The organism is Nocardioides sp. NPDC054178, from assembly GCF_055585005.1.
Window position 1 is genome coordinate 1,196,701 of sequence record NZ_JBVJKY010000001.1, and the last position, 20,107, is coordinate 1,216,807.

Genomic DNA, 20,107 nt, shown 5'->3' on the forward strand with positions numbered 1-20,107 from the left:
GTGACGGAGATCAGGTTCGGATACAAGGCGTCCAACGAGCAGTTCGCACCCACGGAGCTGCTGAACTACGGCGTGATGGCGGAGGAGCAGGGTTTCGACTCGGTCTTCATCTCCGACCATCTCCAGCCCTGGCGGCACGACGGTGGGCATGCGCCGTTCGCCATGACCTGGCTGGGCGCGCTCGGCGCGCGCACGGAGCGGATCGTGATGGGCACCTCGGTGCTCACCCCGACGTTCCGCTACCACCCGGCGATCGTGGCGCAGTCCTTCGCGACCCTCGGCTCGCTCTTCCCCGACCGTGTCGTGCTCGGCATGGGCACCGGTGAGGCGATGAACGAGGCGCCGCTGGGTGTGGAGTGGCCGGAGGGCAAGGTGCGCTTCGCGCGGTTCCGCGAGGCCGTGCGGGTGATCAAGAAGCTCTGGACGGAGGACCGGGTCACCTTCGAGGGCGACTACTACCAGCTCGACCGGGCGACCATCTACGACAAGCCCTCCACGCCGGTCCCGATCTACCTGGCGGGTTCGGGTCCCGCCGCGACCAAGTACGCCGGCCGTGCCGGTGACGGCTACATCACCACCTCCGGCAAGGGCGCCGAGCTCTACACCGACACGCTGCTCCCGGCCGTACGCACCGGCATCGAGCTCTCCGGCCGCAAGCCGGAGGACGTCGACATGATGATCGAGGTCAAGGTCTCCTTCGACCACGATCTGGAGCAGGCGATGGAGGCCACCCGATTCTGGGGCGCTCTCGGTCTCACCCCCGAGCAGAAGCACTCCGTCGAGGACCCGGTGGAGATGCAGCGCCTCGCCGACGCGCTCCCGACAGAGGCGACCGCCAAGCGGTTCATCGTGTCGACCGACCCCGACGAGCACGTCGCCCGGATCAAGGAATACCTCGACATGGGCTTCACCCACCTGGTCTTCCACGCCCCGGGGCCGGACCAGGCGAAGTTCCTGAAGCTGTACGGCGAGGAGATCCTCCCGAAGCTCCGCGGTCTCATCTGATCGCGCCCGGAACGGACCAGGGCCCCGGCCGGGGAGACACTTCACTCACACAGCGGCCGGGGCCCTGGGAGGACCGCCCCACATACGTGGTACGTCGTGCGGATGGGTTGCGTTGCACCGGTTTGACATTGCTTGCAAAATCCGTGTCGGGAGTGTCGGCCAGGGCCTACGCTCACCAGGCATGGGCGTGATGGGCGATCCGTTCGTGGAGGCCGCCGAGAAGCACCGGCGCGAGCTGAGGGTGCACTGCTACCGGATGGTGGCGAGCTTCGACGAGGCCGAGGACCTGGTGCAGGAGACCCTCGTGAAGGCCTGGGAGCGGCGCGACCAGCTGGCCGACCCCGAGGCGATGCGGGCATGGCTCTACCGGATCGCGACCAACACCTGCCTCGACTTCCTGCGCCGCAACGATCGGCGGCCGAGGACGTACGCCCCGCTGCCGGGGTTCGACCACGGCACCGGCGAGCCCCCGGAGCTGCTGGAGTGGCTCCAGCCGTTCCCCGACGCGCTGCTCGAGCCGGAGCGTCCGGAGGAGGAGGCGGTCGCGCGGGAGACGATCGAGCTGGTCTTCCTCACCGCGATCCAGCACCTGACCCCTCAGCAGCGGGCGGTGTTCGTCTTCCGCGAGGTGCTCGGCTGGTCGGCCGCCGACACCGCGGCCGCGCTCTCGGTCAGTGTCGCCACGGTCAACTCGCTGCTCCAGCGGGCCAAGCCGGCGCTGCGCCGGCACCTGCCCGAGGACCGGTCCACCTGGCGCACCGAGGGGCCCACCGAGGAGGAGCGGAAGGTCATCGACGCCTACATCGCCGCCGGGGCTAGCAACTGGCGCGAGGGCATCGCCGAGCTGCTCACCAGCGATGTGGTGCTGACCATGCCGCCCAACCCGTTCTGGTTCACCACGCGCGAGGCGCTGCTGGGGTTCGTCGGGCCGAACCTGGATCCTTCCTCGCCGACCTACCTCGGCGAGTGGCGGTTCGTCCCGGCGAGCGCCAACCGGATGCCCGCGGTGGCGGGCTATGTACGCCGCCCGGGCACCACGATCTACCGCCCGCAGACGCTCGACGTGCTCCGGGTCGTCGACGGCCGGCTCGCCCAGATCACCACCTTCGAGCCGCATCTCTTCCCCGCCTTCGGGCTCCCTCAGGCGCTCATCTGAAAAAGTTTCGGCCGACCCGATGAGTGGGTGGGGTGGCGTACGTCCTAACGGTCGATCGCGCACACCAGGTGCGCGACAACTGCTGAGGAGACATCGTGAACGCACAGCTTCAGGACCGCACCGCCATCGTCTGGGGCGGCGCGGGGGACATCGGCTCGACGACCGCGAAGGCCTTCGCCGAGGCGGGCGCCAAGGTCTACCTCGCCGGCCGCACCGAGGCCACTCTCGCGGCCCGGGCCGAGGAGGTCGGCGCCGCCGGCTACGGGGTGGTCGACGTCCTCGACGAGGACGCCGTGGTGGCCTTCGTGGAGCGGGTCGTGGCCGAGACCGGCTCGCTCGACATCTCGTTCAACGTCGCTGACCGCGGCGACATCCAGGGGCAGGCGCTCCTGGAGATCTCGGCGGCGGACTACACCCAGCCGGTCGTACGCGGCATCACCGGCTCCTTCCACGCCGCCCGTGCGGCCGCCCGCCAGATGGTCGCGCAGGGTCGCGGCGTCGTGCTCGCGCTCGACTCCGGCTCCGCACGTGGCTCGGCGCCCGGCATGGGCGGGACCAGCGCCGCCGACGGCGCCCTCGACGCGCTGGTCCGTGATCTCGCCGCGGAGGTCGGTCCCGCCGGCGTACGCGTCGTGGGGATCTGGACGGCCGGGATCACCGAGACCTTCACCCCCGAGAAGTTCGAGCGGGTCATCGGGACGCCCCTTCCGGAGGAGGCCCTCGCCGGGATCAGGGAGAACCTCGACGGCCTGCGGATGACCAAGCGGTCGCCGCGGCTGAGGGAGGTCGCCGACACCGCGACCTTCCTCGCCTCCGACGGCGCCGGCGCGATCACCGGCACCTGGCTCAACGTGACCAGTGGGATGTACCCGAGCTGAACCGGGTTATGGTTCCCGGCATGTCCTGGACCAGGGGTGAGCCGCTCACCGACGTACATCGGGAGCGGCTCATCGCCGCGGGGCTCGAGCCGGAGGTGCTTGCCGGGCTCGAGCTGAGCGAGATCACCGGACCGTTGCCGACGTGGTGGCACGAGGGTGGCAACGCGCTCTACCTGCGTGAGGGCTTCCCGCTCGACGAGCGGCTGATCGAGCTGCTCGGGTTCTACCCGTTCTCCGATGCGCTGATCGTGGTCGCGACCGACATCACCTCGATGCAGGCACTGCTGGTCGGCGGCGACTCGCCGACGATCTTCATCGGGCCGGACACGAGCATGGTCTGGGGCGAGATCTACTGCGGCGGCGGCTCCGCGGTGATCCTCTCCGGCGGTCTCGTCGCGACCTCGCGTGCGCAGATCGACGCCCGCAACGGCGGCTCGATCGTGGCTGCCCGCGACCAGCTCTGGGCGGCCAACGTCTACATCGCCACCGACGACATGCACCGGCTCGAAGATGGTGAGACGGGGCAGCGGATCAATCCGTACGGAGCCAACATCCGCTTCGGCGAGCACGTCTGGCTCGGCCGCGACGTGATCGTCACCGGCCACGCCGAGATCGGTGACGGTGCCGTCGTCGGCATGCGCGCGATGGTCCGCAACCAGAAGGTCGAGCCGCGTACGGCCGTGGCCGGTGTCCCCGCTCGGCTGATCCGCGAGAACGTCGTCTGGGACGGCGAGGACACCCCGTGAGCAGGACCTGATGGTGCCGAACCGGCTGTGCTTGATCAAGATGGCCCGCCGCTCGTAACGTCCCATTCATATTGCGCCCGCCGCGGCGTCGCTGCCGGCACGCACGCTTGGCGCCATGGCATCGGCCCACCGCCCTCTTGTGATCGGCCATCGCGGAGCACCCGGCTATCTGCCGGAGCACTCCCTGGAGTCCTACCGTCTGGCGCTGCGCCAGGGCGTGGACGCGCTCGAGACCGACGTGGTGATGACGAGCGACGGGGTGATGGTGCTCCGACACGAGAACGAGCTCTCCCGCACCACGGACGTCGCCTCGCACCCGGAGTTCGCGGAGCGGCGTACGACCAAGGTGATCAGCGGCAAGACATGGACCGGCTGGTTCACCGAGGACTTCACCTTCCCCGAGCTGCTCAGTCTCGGCGCGCCGACGACGAGCCAGCCGATCATCACCCTCGACACGCTGCTGCTGCTCGTCGCCGACGAGTCGCAGCGCCGCGGGCGCCGGGTCGGGCTGCATGTGGAGGTCAAGCACCCGACGTACTTCGCCTCCATCGGCCTGCCCGTCACCGAGACCCTCCTGCAGACGCTGGCCGACCACGGCGTCGACGCCTGGAACAGCCTCCCGGGCCTGCCCACGCAGCGGCTGTGGCTGCAGAGCTTCGACGAGGCGTGGGTGCGCGACATGAGCACCCGCACCGACCTTCCGCTGGTGCAGCTGGTCGACAAGAAGTGGGGTGCGGTCGACTGCGCGGAGATCGCGACGTACGCCCAGGCCATCGGGCCCAAGAAGTCGATGGTCCGCAAGAAGGGGCAGCCGCCGACCGGCTTGGCCGACGAGGCCCACCGCCACGGTCTGCTGGTCTTCGTCTGGACCCTGAAAGCGGGCCGCGACCAGGCAGATCGCCTCTTCGAGGCCGGGGTCGACGGGGTCTTCGCCGACTACCCGAACCGGCCGATCGCGGCTTTGCTCGACGCCACACAAGCACGTACGGCCTGAGGCTGGCCTCCCCGCGTAAAGTCTGGGGCATGGCGCCCCTCATCGCGGACCGTGCGGTCCTGATCGCCGCTCGGGAGGTCCTGATCAGGGATCCTCGCGCGACCATGGCCGCGGTCGCCGAGGAGGCCGGGATGGGGGTGGCCGGGCTCTACCGCCGCTACGCCAACAAGCAGGCGCTGCTGCGGGCGGTCGCCGCTGACAACTACCGCCGCTACATCGCCTTCGCGGAGGCCGCCCTGAGCGACACCGACGACCCGTGGCTCGCGTTCACGGGCTTCCTGCGCCAGGTGCTCGACGACGGACTCCCGCGGCTCACCCTCGCTCTGCGCGACGAGGTCACCTTCGACCAGGGCCTGCGTGACCTGGACAAGCTCGCGGTCCACACCACCAACCGGCTCCTGCGCGCCGCCCGCGGCAGCGGCATCCTCCGCCCCGACGTCACCCGCACCGACATCGTCGTGATCCTCGAGCAGATCGGCCGCATCGACATTGGAGACGACGTACGCAGCGCCGCCCTGCGCCGCCGTTACCTAGCCCTGGTCTGCGACGGTCTGCGCGCCGAGGCAGCCAGCCGCCGCCTCCCCGGTCCGCCCCCGCACGAGGCCGATCTCATCGCGAACTGGACGGGGGAGATCTCCAGCGTCTCCTAGCTGGTCTTTCTCGTGGCCGGTGGCTCTGTCCTTGACGGGTTTCTCGGCATCGTCCGGAGTCAGTCGATCGGTCGCTGGGTTGGTGAGGGGCTCGGTTCTGGGGGTCGGGGTTTCTTGTTGGGCCGCCGGGTGGCCGCCGACCCGTTACGGAGGGTGTTCTCGCCGGTTCCCGGAGTCAAGGCGATGTATCGAGCTTGTCGAGATGACGGCCTGCGGCCGCCGGCTTCGCCGGCCGCTTCGCGGTCCTGGACACCGGGACCCGTCGAGAATTTTGGCTGGTTATCGGGTCGGCGGCGGGGTTTGGCGCGGAGTTTTTTGGGTTGGGTACGGGCCTGGGATCCAGGGTCGATGGGTCATGGCGGCCGAGGTGTTTGCGGTGCTTTTACAAGACGATGACGCCTTGTGAAGGCTTCACAAGCAGTGCCGTCAGGAAGGGGCCGCGACAACGTGGGCGTAGCTGACGATGCTGTCGCCATCGGCTGCTGACCCGGCCGGCCAGGCCGGCCGCCCAGGCGATCAGGCTGGGTCGATCTCAGACGCATCAGCGAATGAACGAGGCAGGCCGTCAGCTGATAACCAGACGACGAGAGTTCGCGCCAGCCCTCAGGTGCAAGCGCTCACGACGGGCCACTGACCCGGGCACAGCACAGCGAACGATGCGTGTCGGCCTCGGGGCGGTCGCTTGCGGCGAAACCGGTGCGGCGAAACCGGTGCGGTGGGATCGGTGCGGTGGGATCGGTGCGGTGGGATCGGTGCGGTGGGATCGGTGCGGTGGGATCGGTGCGGTGGGATCGGTGCGGTGGGATCGGTGCTGGCGAGCCCGGTGGGGCCGGGCGGATCCAAGGGCCAGGTTCCCCACTGCCGGGGAGTCTCTCCCACCCGAAGATGGGGATTTCCCCACCCTCCGGAGCGTGGGGAACCGACACCGGCGTGGGAAACCTCCCCAGCAGTGGGATGCACGGCAGCAGTAGGGCGCACGGCAGCAGTAGGGCGCACGGCAGCAGTAGGGAAGACGGATCGCTGCCTGACAGCGTGCTTGGGTGCTGATTCAGGCGCGTCGGGTGAACCGGATCTGCCCGTCCGGGAGCCGCTCATGGGCGTAGTTGGCGTCGTGGATCCGGTGATGATCACTCGGGCACAGCAACACCATGTTGGCCAGGTTGGTTCGGCCGCCTTCGGACCACGGTTTCAGGTGGTGGGCTTCGGTCCACGCGGCGGGGGCATCGCAGTCTTCGGCTTGGCAGCCTTGATCTCGTAACCGGAGTGCTCGGTGTTGGATCGGGTGCGCCAGGCGGGCGGTGCGGCCCAGGTCGAGGATCTCGGAGTCGGTGCCGAGGACGACCGGCACCAGGTCGGCGTTGCAGGCCATCCGGCGGGCCTCGGCGGCGGTGATCTGGTCCCCGTCGAACCCCAACGCTGCGGTGCCGAGGTCTTTGTGGAGGTCATCCACGCTCATGGTGATGAACACCGTGGTGCCGTGGCCGCCGTGGCGGGGCAGCAGGTTGACGTCGTAGGTCTCGACGACCCGGGTGAAGGCCTGGCCCAGGAGCCGGTCATAGGGGGCTTTGCGGCCCTTGTTCTCCGCGGACAGCTTCCGGGGCTGCGCCAGCGAGTCGAGGATGGTGCGCAGCCGCATCCCGACGGCGCGGGAGACCCTGGCGTGGAGATCGATGGTGCCATCCCCGTTGTCCCTGCTCGAGAAGAAGGTGCGCCGGGCGGCGTGCTCTTCTTCCCGCTGGAGGGCCTTGGCTTCGGCTTCTTCGAACCTCTCGGGGTCGATCTCGGCGAGGATGCGTCGGCCGGCGTTCTTGAGCTCGTTGGCGGTCATCCAGGCGGCATAGTCGACCAGCATCTTCTCGGCCGACAGCAGGTGCTCACCACTGGCGGCGGGGTCGGCCTCGACGGCATCAAGCGCTTTCGTGATCACCCAGGCTTTGTCCTGAGACACCACACCTTCGGCCAGCCCGGCAGCGACCAGGTCGTACTTGGCGACCCCAGCAGCGAGTTTGATCTGCGAGCGGGCAACACCCTTGTCGACCAGGAGTTCGGTCCGCAGCCACCCCGAGACGTCTTTCGCACCGGTCTCCTCGGCGATGTCGCCCGCAGCGGCGAGGACTCGCAGCTTCAGTGCGGCCTGTTGAGCCTGGAGTTTCTCCAACCGTGCCAGCAGGTCCTTCTTCTGCGCGGTGCGCCAATAGGCAGGGTCGCTCGAGAGGAGGTCATGGAGGGCGGTTTCGATGGCGGCCAGGGCGGCGTCGATCGCGTCACCGGGGTTGGTTCCCCAGTGGTTGATGTCGCGGCCGAGACTCATCGCGTGGTTCCTTCGAGGAGGTGTGTTGTGATGGGTCTGATTCTACGCCTCGACCGCTCTCTTTACTATCTATTTTCCCTGTTCAAACCCGGTTTTCGCGGTGAGCGAACGTCCTCGCTTCTGTGGATGGTAAGTGGCCCGAAGGGCCACCTCTCACACTCCACCAACACCACCTATCCCAGTAACGATTCCGCTGCGCCACACCCGGGCCGCCGCCCCGATAGCCAGCCAAATCTTTTCTCGATCTGGTCCGGAGTCCAGGACCGCGAAGCGGCCGGCGAAGCCGGCGCCCGCAGGGCGTCCTTGACGCCGGACCAGATCGAGAAGACCCTCAAAGAACGGGTCGGCGGCCTAGACCAGCCCCGAAGAAACGTTCCGCGACAGGTGGTCTCGACAAGCTCGACCACCGACCATCACCGGTCCACGACACAGACCCCCGAACGCGGCCGTCGATCCCGGCGCCCGCAGGGCGTCATCTCGACAAGCTCGATACATCGCCTTGGCGCCCGGTCCAGATCGAGAAGACCCTCGTGATCGGGTCGGCGGCCCACGTAAGCCACGAAGAACCCTTCCGCAACAGGTGGTCTCGACAGGCTCGATCACCTGGAGCAAATGAATGCCGAGTCGGCGCATCTTGACCGGCTCGCTCGCTTCGCTTCGCGAGACACCGGTCAAGATCCGCCGACTCGGCAGGGTTGCACGCCGCCCTGCCACTGCTCGTGGCTGTGGCTCGACCAGCGACAGATGGTCTCGACAGGCTCGGAGTGAATGTATGCCGAGTCGGCGCATCTTGACCGGCTCGCTCGCTTCGCTTCGCGAGACACCGGTCAAGATGCGCCGACTCGGCAGGGTTACGCCGCCCTGCCACTGCCCGTCGCTGCGGCTCGACCACCCGGCGCGTACGGGCTGATTTGGCGATGTCCGTGCCGCAGACCGGAGAAGCGGCGTGGTGAGCGTCAGTTCTTCCGAAGCAGCGCGGCGAGCAGACCGATGGAGCCACCGACGATCCAGGGGAGCGGGAGGAGCCAGCGGAGGTCCTCGATGCTGTGGATGACGACGGTGTCGCTGGCGATCAGGGCCCAGACGACGACGAAGACGAGGAAGACGAGGCCCATGACGAGGTGGCCGATGTTGACCGGGTGCCGCCCGGTGCGCTTGGGCGGCGCCTGGTCCTCGAAGCGTGGCGGCGGGGCGTAGTCGTAGGTCACGGGTTGCTCCTCTCGGCCGTACCGACGAAGGCTGCGGCTCTGGGGTCGCTCTCCTCGTAGACGTTGATCGCGCCGAGGTCCGCCGTGGCGGTCAGATGCAGGTCGGCGTCGTCGGCGAGGCCGGGCTCGCTGCCGTCCTCCCCGGCGACGTGGGTGCGGGACAGCGTGAACCCGCCGACGTCACTGCGGGTCTCGTCGAAGAGCTGTGCCTCGCCCAGGGCGCCGACGGTGGCCTCAGCGGCGACGGTGGCGTCGTCGGGGACGATCACGGTGATCTCGCCCAGCGAGCTGGTGATCTCGAGGTCGCGGCCGTCGAGCGTCTTCGGGTCGATGGCGCTCAGGTCCAGCATGATCGCGCCCGCATCGACCGTGTAGGAGGTCTCCAGGGCCGCGACGCTGCGGGGGTGGATCTCGACGCTGCTGCCGGTCTCGATGTTCGAGAGGTCGATCATCGTCAGCGGCAGCGCGGCGAGCGCCAGCAGCCCGAGGAAGATCAGCCCGCCGGCCCGGCCCCAGAAGGCCCCGAGCACGAGGAAGCCGCCGAAGACGGCCAGCAGTGCCGCCGGGTAGGCGCTGGTCGGGACCGGCGCCCAGTCGGCGACGTCGACGAGCCCGAGGACACCGACCACGAGCGCTGCGACCGCGACGGCGCGGCCGAACAGCAGCGGCGGCCGCCGGCGACCGGCCGGGATGACGGATGCGTGCGGATCATAGGAGCCGGGAGGCCACGGCGCCGGCAGAGCGCGCGTCTGGGCTGCGGAGACGTCCATGCGGGTGGTCGCCGGCGCCGCGGCCGGAGACAGGGACGACGACGGGGACGACGACGGGGGAGCTGCACCGCGCTTGCGGCCCCACTTGCCGCGGTTGGCGTACCAGAGCGCGACCACGCCGAGCACCGCGAGCCAGAACCACGGGACGCTGGTGTCGCCGAACGCGTCGCCGAGCAGCGAGATCGAGGCGATCCCGCCGGCGATCCAGAGCAGGAGGTTGCGGGCGGGTGGCCCGACGGGGATCATCCCGTCCTCGGCGCCCTCCTCGGGCACCAGCAGCCAGGCCGCGACGTACACGATCCCGCCGGAGCCCCCGAAGAACACCGCCACCACCAGCAGCACCCGCACCAGCAGCGGGTCGATGTCGAAGTGGCGTGCGATCCCACCCGCGACGCCGGCGATGTGCCGCCCCTCCGGGGAGGCATTGGTCGTACGCCGCAGGCCACTGAGGTTGCGCAGCTGCTCGCCACTGGGGCGGGTGCGCGCCTCGGAGACAGGCGATGGCGGCTCCGGGGTGGGAGGCAGCGGCGCCTCGGGCGGGATCGTCACACCCCTACTCTGACCCCTCCGCGCCCCGCAGACCATCAGGGACGGCCCTGAGTTCTCGACGCGCAAGGATCAGGGTGAATCCTCATGGCACACACCCACGGTTGGTGTGACGATGGTTGTCATCATGACGACAACCCATGCCACGACGGAGCTCCCGGCGCCGCCGCCCCCGGAGCGCGCAGTACGCCGCGCCTACCGCGACACCGACGCGTCGGTGATCGGCGGCGTCGCCGCGGGCCTGGCCGAGCACCTCGGCCTCCCGGTGCTCGCCGTGCGCGCGTTCTTCGTGGTGACCGCCGTGTTCAGCGGCTTCGGCGTGCTGCTCTACGCCGCCCTGTGGATCTTCGTCCCGGCCGCGCCCCACCTGGAGCAGTCCACGCCGGGCGGCGAGAGCGCGACCCGCGGTGGCCGCCGCCCCTCCTCCCGCCCCGGTGGCGTCGACAAGGGCCCGGCGATCGCGCTGCTCGCCCTCGGTTTCGGAGCCGTCGTGCTCTTCGACACCCTGCTGGGTGCCGGTGCGCTGATCTGGCCGGCGATGCTCGGCGTCGCCGGCGTCGCGCTGTTGTGGCGCCAGGCCGACGCCGCCCAGCGGGAGCGCTGGATCGACGGCACCGGACGCCTCGACCTGGTGCGGATGGTCTTCGGCAAGGGCGGCTGGCGGGCGTACGTCCGGGTCGGGGTCGGCGTCGGGCTGATGCTCTTCGCGGTGATCCTCGCCGGCGGCCAGCTCGACCTCGGCAACGCCACCGCGCTGGTCATCGCCGGGCTGATCGTGCTCGCCGCGGGCTTCCTCGTCGCCGGGCCGTGGGTGCGTCAGCTCGCCAGCGACCTGGGCAGCGAGCGGGAGGAGCGGATCCGGACCCAGGAGCGCGCCGACATGGCCGCTCACCTGCACGACTCCGTCCTCCAGACCCTCGCCCTGATCCAGCGCAACTCCGGCGATCCCGCGATGGTGCAGAAGCTGGCCCGCGCCCAGGAGCGCGACCTGCGGGAGTGGCTCTTCTCGACCCCGGCCGAGGCCGACGAGACGTTCGCGGCCGCGCTGAAGGCGGCCACCGCCGAGGTCGAGGACGCTCACGGCGTGACCGTCGACGTGGTGGTCGTCGGCGACGGCCCCTTCGACGAGACGGTGCGCCCGATCGTCGCCGCCACCCGCGAGGCGGTCACCAACGCCGCCAAGCACGCGGGCACCGGACGGGTCGACGTCTACGCGGAGGCGACCGATGAGGCCTTCGAGGTCTTCGTCCGCGACCGCGGAGCGGGCTTCGTCATGGACGACATCTCCGCGGACCGACACGGCGTACGCGACAGCATCATCGACCGGATGTCGCGCCACGGCGGCAGCGCTGTGGTGAGATCGTCACCCGGAGAAGGCACCGAGGTGCGGCTGAAGCAGCCTCGCACGAAGGAGAACGATCATGAGTGAGGTCAAGGTCGTCATCGTCGACGACCACGCGATGTTCCGCACCGGCGTACGCGCTGAGCTGAGCCGATCGCCGGTGATCCGGATCGTCGGGGAGGCCGAGGACGTCGACACCGCGGTCAAGGCGATCGCCGAGGGCAAGCCCGACGTGGTGCTGCTCGACGTACATCTTCCCGGTGGCGGCGGTGTCGAGGTGATGCGCAAGGCGCCGGCCATCGACGGCTCGCCACGCTACCTCGCGCTGTCGGTCTCCGACGCCGCCGAGGACGTCATCGGCACCATCCGCGGCGGTGCCCGGGGCTATGTCACCAAGACGATCACCGGCACCGAGCTGGTCGCCGCGATCCAGCGGGTGTCGGGGGGAGACGCGGTCTTCTCACCGCGCCTGGCCGGCTTCGTGCTCGATGCCTTCGCCGGCACCATCGCCATCGCCGACATCGACGAGGATCTCGACCGCCTGACCGAACGAGAGCGCGAGGTGATGCGCCTCATCGCGCGCGGCTACTCCTACAAGGAGGTCGCCGGCGAGCTGTTCATCTCGATCAAGACGGTCGAAACCCACATGTCCAACGTGCTGCGCAAGCTGCAGCTGTCGAGCCGTCACGAGCTCACTCGCTGGGCCAACGACCGCCGCCTGCTCTAGATCCCTACGCCGGCTCCGGTGGGCGGGCCTCCATCAGGTGGGCCAGCTCATCGGTCTCCGCGTCGGTCAGCGTCGTGAAGCCGTCGCCACGCAGGATCTGCAGCGTGCCGTCGGAGATGTCCAGGAACAGGCCCACGAGACGTACGTCCCGGTCCCCGAGAAGCTCCCCGAGACGGTCGATCATCACCGCGACGTTGACCTGGGACACCTGGTCGACCTCGCTCCTGCCGGCCGCGGCGGCAGCGGCGCCGACCGGGTGTCCGGCCTGCCACTCCTGGATCGCCGGGGCAGCGTGGCGCAGCCAGTCGCCCACCGGCCCGGCGGGCACCGTGCCGGCCCGGGTGCTCTTCAGCGCCGAGGTGATCGCACCGCAGCAGGAGTGGCCGCAGACGACGACGGTGTTGATGCCGAGGTCGTCCACGCCGAACAGCATCGGCGCCGCGACCGAGCTGTCCGCGCTCCCGGGCTCGGGCACGAGGTTGCCCATGGTGCGGACCGTCAGCAGGTCGCCCGGACCGCTCGAGGTGATCAGGTTCGGCACCACCCGGGAGTCGACGCAGGTCAGGAAGACAGCGTGTGGTTCCTGGCCGTCGGCCAGGCCCTCGTAGACCGGGCGCAGCGGCGCCGCGTGGCGGCGGTGGTACTCCCGGACGCCGAGCGCCAGCGGGTGGTGCCCGTCGGTGCGGTCGGCGCGTACGTCCTGCCACGCGCCCCAGGGGAGCAGACCGCGGGGGCTGATCGGAGGCGCCTTGAGCGCGCGCTCCTGCCGGGGTGCCTCGACGCCGTGCGGTCCGGAGTGCTCCACGAGCACGGTGCCACCGGCGGCCTCGTAGCGGGCACGCCAGTGGTCGAGCTGGTCGCGCCCCGCCGGGTCGAGGTAGTCGACGAGGAGGTCGAGCTCGACGAGCTGGCCCTCCGGGATCTCGTCGAGCCGGCTGACCAGCTTCGGTGTCGCCAGGAACGACAGGCTGCCGTGCACCTCGACCAGCCACTTCTCGCGGCTGTCGGCGGCCTGGCCGGCCAGGCGTACGTCGATCCGCACGTGGACCAGGCGCCACAGCACCAGGACCAGTGCGGCGACCAGGCCGATCAGGACACCCTCGATCAGGTTGAGCGCGAGCACCCCGGTGATGGTGAGGGCGTAGATCCACAGCTCACCGCGGGCACGCGCCTGGGAGATGTCGGCGGGCCGGACCAGGCCGGTGCCCATCATGATCAGCAGCCCCGCGAGGGCCGCGAGCGGGATCTGCTCCACCAGCCCCACCAGGACCAGGGCGAACAGGAGCACCCAGACGCCGTGCAGGATCGCGGAGACACGGGTGCGGGCGCCGGCGGCGACGTTGGTCGAGCTGCGCACGATGACGCCGGTGACGGGGAGGCCGCCGAGACCTCCCGAGACGGTGTTGGCGAGCCCCTGGCCGATCAGCTCGCGGTTCAGGTTGCTGCGCGGTCCACCGTGGAGCTTGTCGACGGCTACCGCCGAGAGCAGGCTCTCGACGCTCGCGATCAGAGCCATGGTGAGCACCGCGCCGGCCACGGCGAGAGGCGTGCCCTCCGGCAGCGCGATCGAGCCGATCTCGTCGAGCAGGTCAGGGCCGAGGTGGACGCGCTCGGCCCCCGGGAGCCAGGCGGCCGCGAGCAGGGTGATCGCGACGATGGCCACGAGCTGCCCGGGCACGGCGCGGACCCGCTGCGGCAGCCGCGGCCAGACGAGCAGGATGCCGATCACGCCGAGCCCGGCCAGGACGGCGTGGATGTTGGGGTTCTGGGCGTTGCCGACGATGTGCTTGATGTTCTCGATCGCGCTCGCCTGCGACCGGCCGCCGAGCGCGACGTTGAGCTGGCCGAGGACGATCGAGATCCCGATCGCGGCGAGCATCGCGCTGACGACGGTCGGAGAGATCGCCAGTGCGTAGCGTCCCAGCCGGCTGGCGCCGAGCGCGATCTGGAGGAGGCCGGCCATCAGCGTGATCGCGCAGGTCGCCTCCCATCCGAACTCGGCGACCGTCTCTGCGACGACGACGGTGAGACCGGCGGCCGGGCCGCTGACCTGTAGGGGTGAGCCGCCGAAGACGCCGGCGACGATGCCGCCCGCAGCGGCGGCGATCAGGCCTGCGGCGACTGGTGCACCGGAGGCGACGGCGATGCCGAGCGAGAGCGGCACGGCGACGAGGAAGACGACCAGCGAGGCAGGTACGTCGAAGCGAAGGGACTGGCGGAGCTGATCGAGCGGTCTGGACCCGCCGGTGGGCAGGGTCGGGCGAGGTGATGACACGTCAGAATCCTCCTTGCGGAGCCGAGAGCGATGGTGGCGGTCACGGTGAGAGTAGGCAGACGCCGCCGAATTCCCCAAGACGAATGTGCGCAAAATCGTGTGATCGTTCGAAAACGTGTCGAAGAGGTACCGCTTGGTGGGCTCCGAGGCGGTGGCTCTAGTCTTTGCGCATGGAGATCGTGCGGCACATCCTGCTCGTCATTCACCTGCTCGGCTTCGCGGCCCTCTTCGGCGGCCTGCTGGTGCAGATCAAGGCCCCTGACAAGGTGTCCAACGGCCTCATGCGCGACGGCTCCGGCACCGCGTTCCTCGCCGGTCTGCTGCTCGTCGGCGTCCTCGAGATGGGCGACGGTCCGGTCGACCACGCCAAGGTCGGCGTGAAGCTCGTGATCGGCCTGGTCATCCTCGGCCTGGTGATGTCCCAGCTGCGTAAGCCCAAGATCTCCGACGGCCTCTACTGGACGATCTTCGGCCTGACGATCATCAACGTCTGCGTGGCGGTCTTCTGGTCCTCCGCGCACGTCGCCTCCTGACCCTGATCGAGGGCCTGCCGACCCGCGACTTGTCGGTGCCAGCGCCTAGGCTGGAGCCAGCATGAGTACGCCTGACCAGACCCCCCTCGCTTCCATCCCGGGCCTCGAGGCCTTCGCCTCGGCGCAGCCGGCCGACGAGCCGCGTACGAAACCGCGTGGCCCGAGCGTCGAGGAGCTCCTCGACGGGCTCAACGAGCCTCAGAAGGCCGCTGTGCAGCACGAGGGAGCACCCCTCCTGGTGGTGGCGGGAGCAGGCTCGGGCAAGACCCGGGTGCTGACCCGGCGGATCGCGTGGCTCATCTCCCAGCGTGGCGCCCACCCCGGCAGCATCCTGGCGATCACCTTCACCAACAAGGCCGCCGCCGAGATGAAGGAGCGCGTCGAGGCCCTGGTCGGCAAGCGCGCGCGGATCATGTGGGTCTCCACGTTCCACAGCGCCTGCGTGCGGATCCTGCGCAAGGAGATCGACAAGGTCGGCCTCAAGTCCAGCTTCTCGATCTACGACGCCCAGGACCAGAAGCGGCTGATGCAGCTGGTCCTCAGCGATCTCGACCTGGACCCGCGCCACTATCAGCCCAACCAGGTGCTCAACTGGGTCAGCGACCAGAAGAACGAGCTGCGCGACGTCGAGGCGGCCGAGAAGGACGCGCGCAACCATCTCGAGCAGACCTATGTCGCGGCCTACAAGGAGTATCAGAAGCGTCTTCGGCAGGCGAACGCCCTCGACTTCGACGACCTGATCATGTCGACCGTCGAGCTCTTCCGGGCCTACCCGGAGGTGCGAGAGGTCTACCGCCGCCGGTTCCGGCACGTTCTGGTCGACGAGTACCAGGACACCAACCACGCGCAGTACGCCCTGGTCCACGAGCTCTGCGCCGACCGGATGGACGACACCGCGCTGACCGACTCCTACGCCGAGGACACCCCGCGGGCCGAGCCGGCCGAGCTGATGGTGGTCGGTGACGCCGACCAGTCGATCTACGCCTTCCGTGGCGCCAACATCCGCAACATCCTCGACTTCGAGCAGGACTTCCCCAACGCGACCACGATCCTGCTGGAGCAGAACTACCGCTCCACGCAGACGATCCTCACCGCCGCCAACGCGGTCATCAAGCACAACAAGGGTCGCAAGGAGAAGGCGCTGTGGAGCGACGCCGGCAACGGCGACCGCATCGTCGGCTACGTCGCCGACGACGAGCGTGACGAGGCCCGGTTCGTCTCCGACGAGATCGACAAGCTCGTCGACGGCGGGCTCAAGGCTGCCGACGTCGCCGTCTTCTACCGCACCAACGCCCAGTCGCGCGTCTTCGAGGAGGTGTTCATCCGCACCGGCCAGCCCTACAAGGTCGTCGGCGGTGTGCGCTTCTACGAGCGCAAGGAGGTGCGCGACGCCCTGGCCTACCTGCGCACCCTGGCCAACCCCGACGACCAGGTCTCGCTCCGACGGATCCTCAACACCCCGAAGCGGGGCATCGGCGACCGTGCCGTGGCCTGTGTCAACGCGCTGGCCGAGCGCGACGGCCTGACCTTCTGGGACGCGCTGCAGAAGGCCGAGGACGCGCCCGGCCTGGCCACCCGCAGCCTGACCAACATCAAGGCCTTCGTCGCGATGATCGAAGAGCTGCTGCAGATGGTCGCCGCCGGTGAGCGGGCCGACGTCATCCTGGAGACCGTGCTCGATCGGTCGGGCTACCTCGCCTCCCTCGAGGAGTCCGACGACCCGCAGGACGAGACCCGCGTGGAGAACCTCGCCGAGCTGGTCGCCGTGGCCCGTGAGTTCTCCGACGACCCGGTCGCGGCCCCGAGCGCGGACCCGGCCGACGTCGACGCAGGCACGGTCGTGCCCGGGCTCCGCGACTTCCTGGAGCGGGTGGCCCTGGTCGCCGACACCGACCAGATCCCCGACGACGAGGACGGCGTGGTCACCCTGATGACGCTCCACACCGCCAAGGGCCTCGAGTTCCCCGCGGTCTTCCTCACCGGCATGGAGGACGGCGTCTTCCCGCACTCCCGAGCCCTCGGTGACGGCACCGAGCTCGAGGAGGAGCGCCGCCTGGCGTACGTCGGGATCACCCGCGCCGAGAAGCGGCTCTTCATCTCGCGTGCCGTCGTCCGGTCCGCCTGGGGCGCGCCCTCGCACAACCCCGGCAGCCGTTTCCTCGACGAGCTCCCCGTCGACCTGGTCGACTGGCGGCGTACGGAGAAGGAGATGTCCTCGTGGGGCCGGCCCAGCCTCGCCAACGACAGCTGGGGTGGTGGGCAGCGTCTCGGTCAGCCCACGGCCGCCGGCCGCCGCAACTTCTCCTCGGCCGCGCTGCGCGCCGATGTCGCCGCCAAGTCGAAGCCGGCCCGTGAGGTTCCCTCGCTCGACCCCGGCGACCGGGTCACCCACGACTCCTTCGGCCTCGGCACCGTCGTCACCATCGAGGGCTCGGGCGACAAGCAGGTCGCGAGCATCGACTTCGGGGATACGGGGGTCAAGCGGTTGCTTCTCCGCTATGCGCCCGTCGAGAAGCTGTGACTCGGGGAGGCTGAAGGCTCACGGGCCGCCGTGGTCGCTTAGGCGGCTGTCTCCTCGTGGGACGCCGAGTCGGCGCAACGGCACGCCTCGCTCGCTTCGCTTCGCTCCCAGGCGTGCAGTTGCGCCGACTCGGCTCTGTGCCGAGCTGACGCGCTGCGCGCGTCAGCTCGGGTCTACGCCGTGCTCGTTGAGGGCGGCGTCGGGGTCGACGGCGTCACCACCACCGGGGCGGACCTCCACGTGGAGGTGGTTGCCGGTGGAGTTACCGGTCGAGCCGACGTAGCCGATGACCTCGCCGGGGGAGACCGTCTGGCCGACGGAGACGCCGTAGTCGCTCTGGTGGCAGTACCAGATCTCGGTGCCGTCCTCGAGGGTGATGATCGTCCGGTTTCCGTACGCCCCGCCCCAGGCGGTCTCGGTGACCGTGCCGCGGGCGATCGCGTGGATCGGGGTGCCGTAGGGGGCCGCGAAGTCGAGACCCGTGTGGGTGCTGGACCAGTTGGAGCCCGAGGAGCCGAAGGTGCCGGTGATGCGGTAGACGCCCGCCGGGATCGGCAGCTCCCACATGTTGGACTTGAGGAACTTGTCCTGCTTGTCGGCCTGGACGTCGACGCCCTGGAGCGCCTTCTCGCGGTCGCTCGCCGCGGTGTCGGCCTCGGAGCGCTCGTCGTTGCGGGTGACGGTCGCGGAGCGGTCACCGACTACGACCATGTCGCTGTCGCCACCGAGCGCGGTGGCTCCGACGAGGCGTACGTCATCGGCGGCGACCATCGTCGGACCGCCGGTCAGCGCGATGCCACCGATGGCGGCGGCGAGGGCCGCGGCACCGGCGGTCAGCGGGACCGTCGGACGGCCACCGGCTGCCGAGGCGGAGGCGCGCCGGGTGCGGGGACGGGCGGGGCCGCCGATGCCGACCATCGTGCCGGTGGTCTCGACCGCCGGGAGGTCGTGCAGCTCGGGGCGGTAGGTCGCGATCTCGCTGATGCTCGGCAGGTCGATGCTGCCCGTGTCGGCGCGGAAGTAGGTCTCGGCCTGCTGCGGGTCGCGGTCGTAGCCGTCGGCGTAGTCGTCCTGGTAGAACGCCTCGTGGGCCTGCGGCTCCTCGTAGTAGGGCGCGTCGGTGTAGGACTCGGCCGGGAGGTCGATCGCCATCGAGTCGAAGTCGATCTGCTGCGGCAGCGACACCGGCGGGGCCGGGAACGAGGTCGTGTCGATCTTGAACGACGTCGGCGGCGCGTCGAACGCCTCCTGGAACCCGCGGGGCTCCTGTGCCTCCGGCTCGTAGGCCGGAGCGGCCGGCGCCACCGGCGGAGCCGGGATCTGGCGGGCCTGACGCACGGCGCGGATCTTGCCGGTCAGCGGCGCGAACGTGTTGGCCATCCGCAGCGGCTTCGGGGTGTGCGTCGGCTCGGGTGCCTGGAAGGTCGGCTCAGGAGCGACCGGCGCCACCGGACGGACCGGCTCAGGGAGCACCGGCTCGGGAAGGACCGGCTCGGGAAGCACGGGCGCGAGCGCTGCGGGAGCGGCCGGAACGCCGCGCGGGGGCGTCTTGGTCGAGACCGCCCTGCTCGAGGTCGCCTTGGCCGGCGCGGGCTTGGTCGGCTGGGTCAGGAACATGGTGAGCTCGGAGGTCGTCATGCCTCCGACGCCGAGGTCTTCGAGCACCTCGGGGGTCACCTTGTCCGGGTCGATGCCCATCGAGGAGAGCAGGTCGGCCAGGACCGGGTCGATCTGGGCCGCCCGTCGCTGCACCGGCACGATCGGCCGAGGCGCGAGCTGGGCGGGGGCGGGCGTCGTCGGGAACGAGGCCGGGAAGGTGGGGCCACCGTCGCCCTCGACGAGAGCACGCAGCTCACCCGTCGAGATGCGGCCGTCGGTGGTCTCGTCGGCGCGGGGGGACCCGACGACCGGCAGCGTGCCGGTCTGCTCGAGGACCACGCGGGCGGGCCGGGCCTTGGCGACCGGCTCTTCGGGAGTCTCAGGGGCGGGGGATGGCTTCGCGGTCCCGACGGCGGGGGACGGCGCGGCGCGCCGCTTCCCGACGTAGGAGGTCGATCCGGTCGCTCGCGGGGCAGGCCTGGAGGCAGGGCTGTCGGTCGCCGGCGCTGCGCGCCGCTTCCCAACGTAGCTGCTGCTGCTCGTGGTTGCTCCGGGGGAAGGGGTGACCGAACGCGGACTGTCACTGGTGACGTCGGCTCGGTGGTTGCCCATCAGTTCATATCTCCGCTGTTCGGGGTCAGGCGGCGAGCCATGACTGTAACGGACCGGAGGGCGCGGTCAAGAAATGTGGCACGCCCGTTTCGCTGATTTCACCAACGGCTGTGGCCGAATCAGTCGCTGATCTGCGTATTTCCGCCAGATTCGAAACTCGATTGCGACATCTTCATGTCACCCGAAACGCGTGTCATCGGCCCATTCAGGCCTCGATACGGTGTCGAAACCGGC

At 69.8% G+C, this 20,107-nt stretch carries 15 protein-coding genes; 10 read left to right on the forward strand and 5 right to left on the reverse strand.

The genetic code is table 11. From position 1 onward, the window contains the following. The 6 genes from fgd (at position 1) to ACZ6WN_RS05770 (ending at position 5,429) form a co-directional block, all read left to right on the forward strand. Positions 1 to 1,005 (forward strand): glucose-6-phosphate dehydrogenase (coenzyme-F420), encoded by a 1,005-nt coding sequence (gene fgd, locus ACZ6WN_RS05745; RefSeq protein WP_465863276.1) that lies wholly within the window; start codon positions 1 to 3, stop codon positions 1,003 to 1,005. Between the two features lie 181 nt (positions 1,006 to 1,186). Further along, positions 1,187 to 2,161: an RNA polymerase subunit sigma-70 gene (locus ACZ6WN_RS05750; protein ID WP_465863277.1), complete on the forward strand. Its 975-nt coding sequence runs from the start codon at positions 1,187 to 1,189 to the stop codon at positions 2,159 to 2,161. A gap of 95 nt (positions 2,162 to 2,256) precedes the next feature. Further along, a complete protein-coding gene (locus tag ACZ6WN_RS05755; protein WP_465863278.1) occupies positions 2,257 to 3,039 on the forward strand; it encodes an SDR family NAD(P)-dependent oxidoreductase in 783 nt (260 codons plus the stop codon). A 20-nt stretch (positions 3,040 to 3,059) separates the two neighbouring features. Then, the gene (locus ACZ6WN_RS05760) at positions 3,060 to 3,785 is read left to right on the forward strand and encodes an acyltransferase (RefSeq protein WP_465863280.1); all 726 of its coding nucleotides are present in this window, start codon (positions 3,060 to 3,062) and stop codon (positions 3,783 to 3,785) included. A gap of 115 nt (positions 3,786 to 3,900) precedes the next feature. Beyond that, positions 3,901 to 4,779, forward strand: a complete 879-nt coding sequence (locus ACZ6WN_RS05765; protein WP_465863281.1) for a glycerophosphodiester phosphodiesterase family protein — start codon at positions 3,901 to 3,903, stop codon at positions 4,777 to 4,779. Positions 4,780 to 4,808: 29 nt separating this feature from the next. Beyond that, positions 4,809 to 5,429: a TetR/AcrR family transcriptional regulator gene (locus ACZ6WN_RS05770; protein ID WP_465863282.1), complete on the forward strand. Its 621-nt coding sequence runs from the start codon at positions 4,809 to 4,811 to the stop codon at positions 5,427 to 5,429. 1,048 nt (positions 5,430 to 6,477) lie between these two features. On the opposite strand, the gene ACZ6WN_RS05775 is transcribed toward ACZ6WN_RS05770, so the two are convergent. From ACZ6WN_RS05775 to ACZ6WN_RS05785, 3 genes are all read right to left on the reverse strand, one after another. Continuing rightward, positions 6,478 to 7,740, reverse strand: coding sequence for an HNH endonuclease signature motif containing protein (locus ACZ6WN_RS05775; RefSeq protein ID WP_465863284.1), 1,263 nt, complete (start codon positions 7,738 to 7,740; stop codon positions 6,478 to 6,480). Between the two features lie 956 nt (positions 7,741 to 8,696). Then, entirely contained in the window at positions 8,697 to 8,948 is a 252-nt protein-coding gene (locus ACZ6WN_RS05780) for a hypothetical protein (protein WP_465863285.1), read from the reverse strand. Further along, complete coding sequence (locus ACZ6WN_RS05785) at positions 8,945 to 10,267, reverse strand: PspC domain-containing protein (protein ID WP_465863286.1); 1,323 nt, start codon at positions 10,265 to 10,267, stop codon at positions 8,945 to 8,947. The genes ACZ6WN_RS05780 and ACZ6WN_RS05785 overlap by 4 nt, the downstream gene beginning before the upstream one ends. Before the next feature lie 124 nt (positions 10,268 to 10,391). On the opposite strand from ACZ6WN_RS05785, the gene ACZ6WN_RS05790 reads away from it, so the two are divergent. Both ACZ6WN_RS05790 and ACZ6WN_RS05795 read left to right on the forward strand, forming a co-directional pair. Next, positions 10,392 to 11,693, forward strand: coding sequence for an ATP-binding protein (locus ACZ6WN_RS05790; protein WP_465863288.1), 1,302 nt, complete (start codon positions 10,392 to 10,394; stop codon positions 11,691 to 11,693). Next, positions 11,686 to 12,333 carry a response regulator transcription factor gene (locus ACZ6WN_RS05795; RefSeq protein ID WP_357337444.1) on the forward strand — a complete coding sequence of 216 codons (648 nt, stop codon included), beginning with the start codon at positions 11,686 to 11,688 and terminating at the stop codon, positions 12,331 to 12,333. Before ACZ6WN_RS05790 ends, ACZ6WN_RS05795 begins: the two co-directional genes overlap by 8 nt. Before the next feature lie 4 nt (positions 12,334 to 12,337). Here the strand turns inward: ACZ6WN_RS05795 and ACZ6WN_RS05800 are convergent, their stop codons facing one another. After that, the gene (locus ACZ6WN_RS05800) at positions 12,338 to 14,608 is read right to left on the reverse strand and encodes a SulP family inorganic anion transporter (RefSeq protein ID WP_465863289.1); all 2,271 of its coding nucleotides are present in this window, start codon (positions 14,606 to 14,608) and stop codon (positions 12,338 to 12,340) included. A 170-nt stretch (positions 14,609 to 14,778) separates the two neighbouring features. Here ACZ6WN_RS05800 and ACZ6WN_RS05805 point away from each other — a divergent pair, with 170 nt between their 5' ends. After that, positions 14,779 to 15,141: a hypothetical protein gene (locus ACZ6WN_RS05805; RefSeq protein WP_357337446.1), complete on the forward strand. Its 363-nt coding sequence runs from the start codon at positions 14,779 to 14,781 to the stop codon at positions 15,139 to 15,141. 61 nt (positions 15,142 to 15,202) lie between these two features. After that, positions 15,203 to 17,662, forward strand: coding sequence for a DNA helicase PcrA (gene pcrA / locus ACZ6WN_RS05810; RefSeq protein WP_465863290.1), 2,460 nt, complete (start codon positions 15,203 to 15,205; stop codon positions 17,660 to 17,662). A 162-nt stretch (positions 17,663 to 17,824) separates the two neighbouring features. On the opposite strand, the gene ACZ6WN_RS05815 is transcribed toward pcrA, so the two are convergent. After that, positions 17,825 to 19,873 carry a M23 family metallopeptidase gene (locus ACZ6WN_RS05815; protein WP_465863291.1) on the reverse strand — a complete coding sequence of 683 codons (2,049 nt, stop codon included), beginning with the start codon at positions 19,871 to 19,873 and terminating at the stop codon, positions 17,825 to 17,827. Between the last annotated feature and the right edge of the window lie 234 nt (positions 19,874 to 20,107).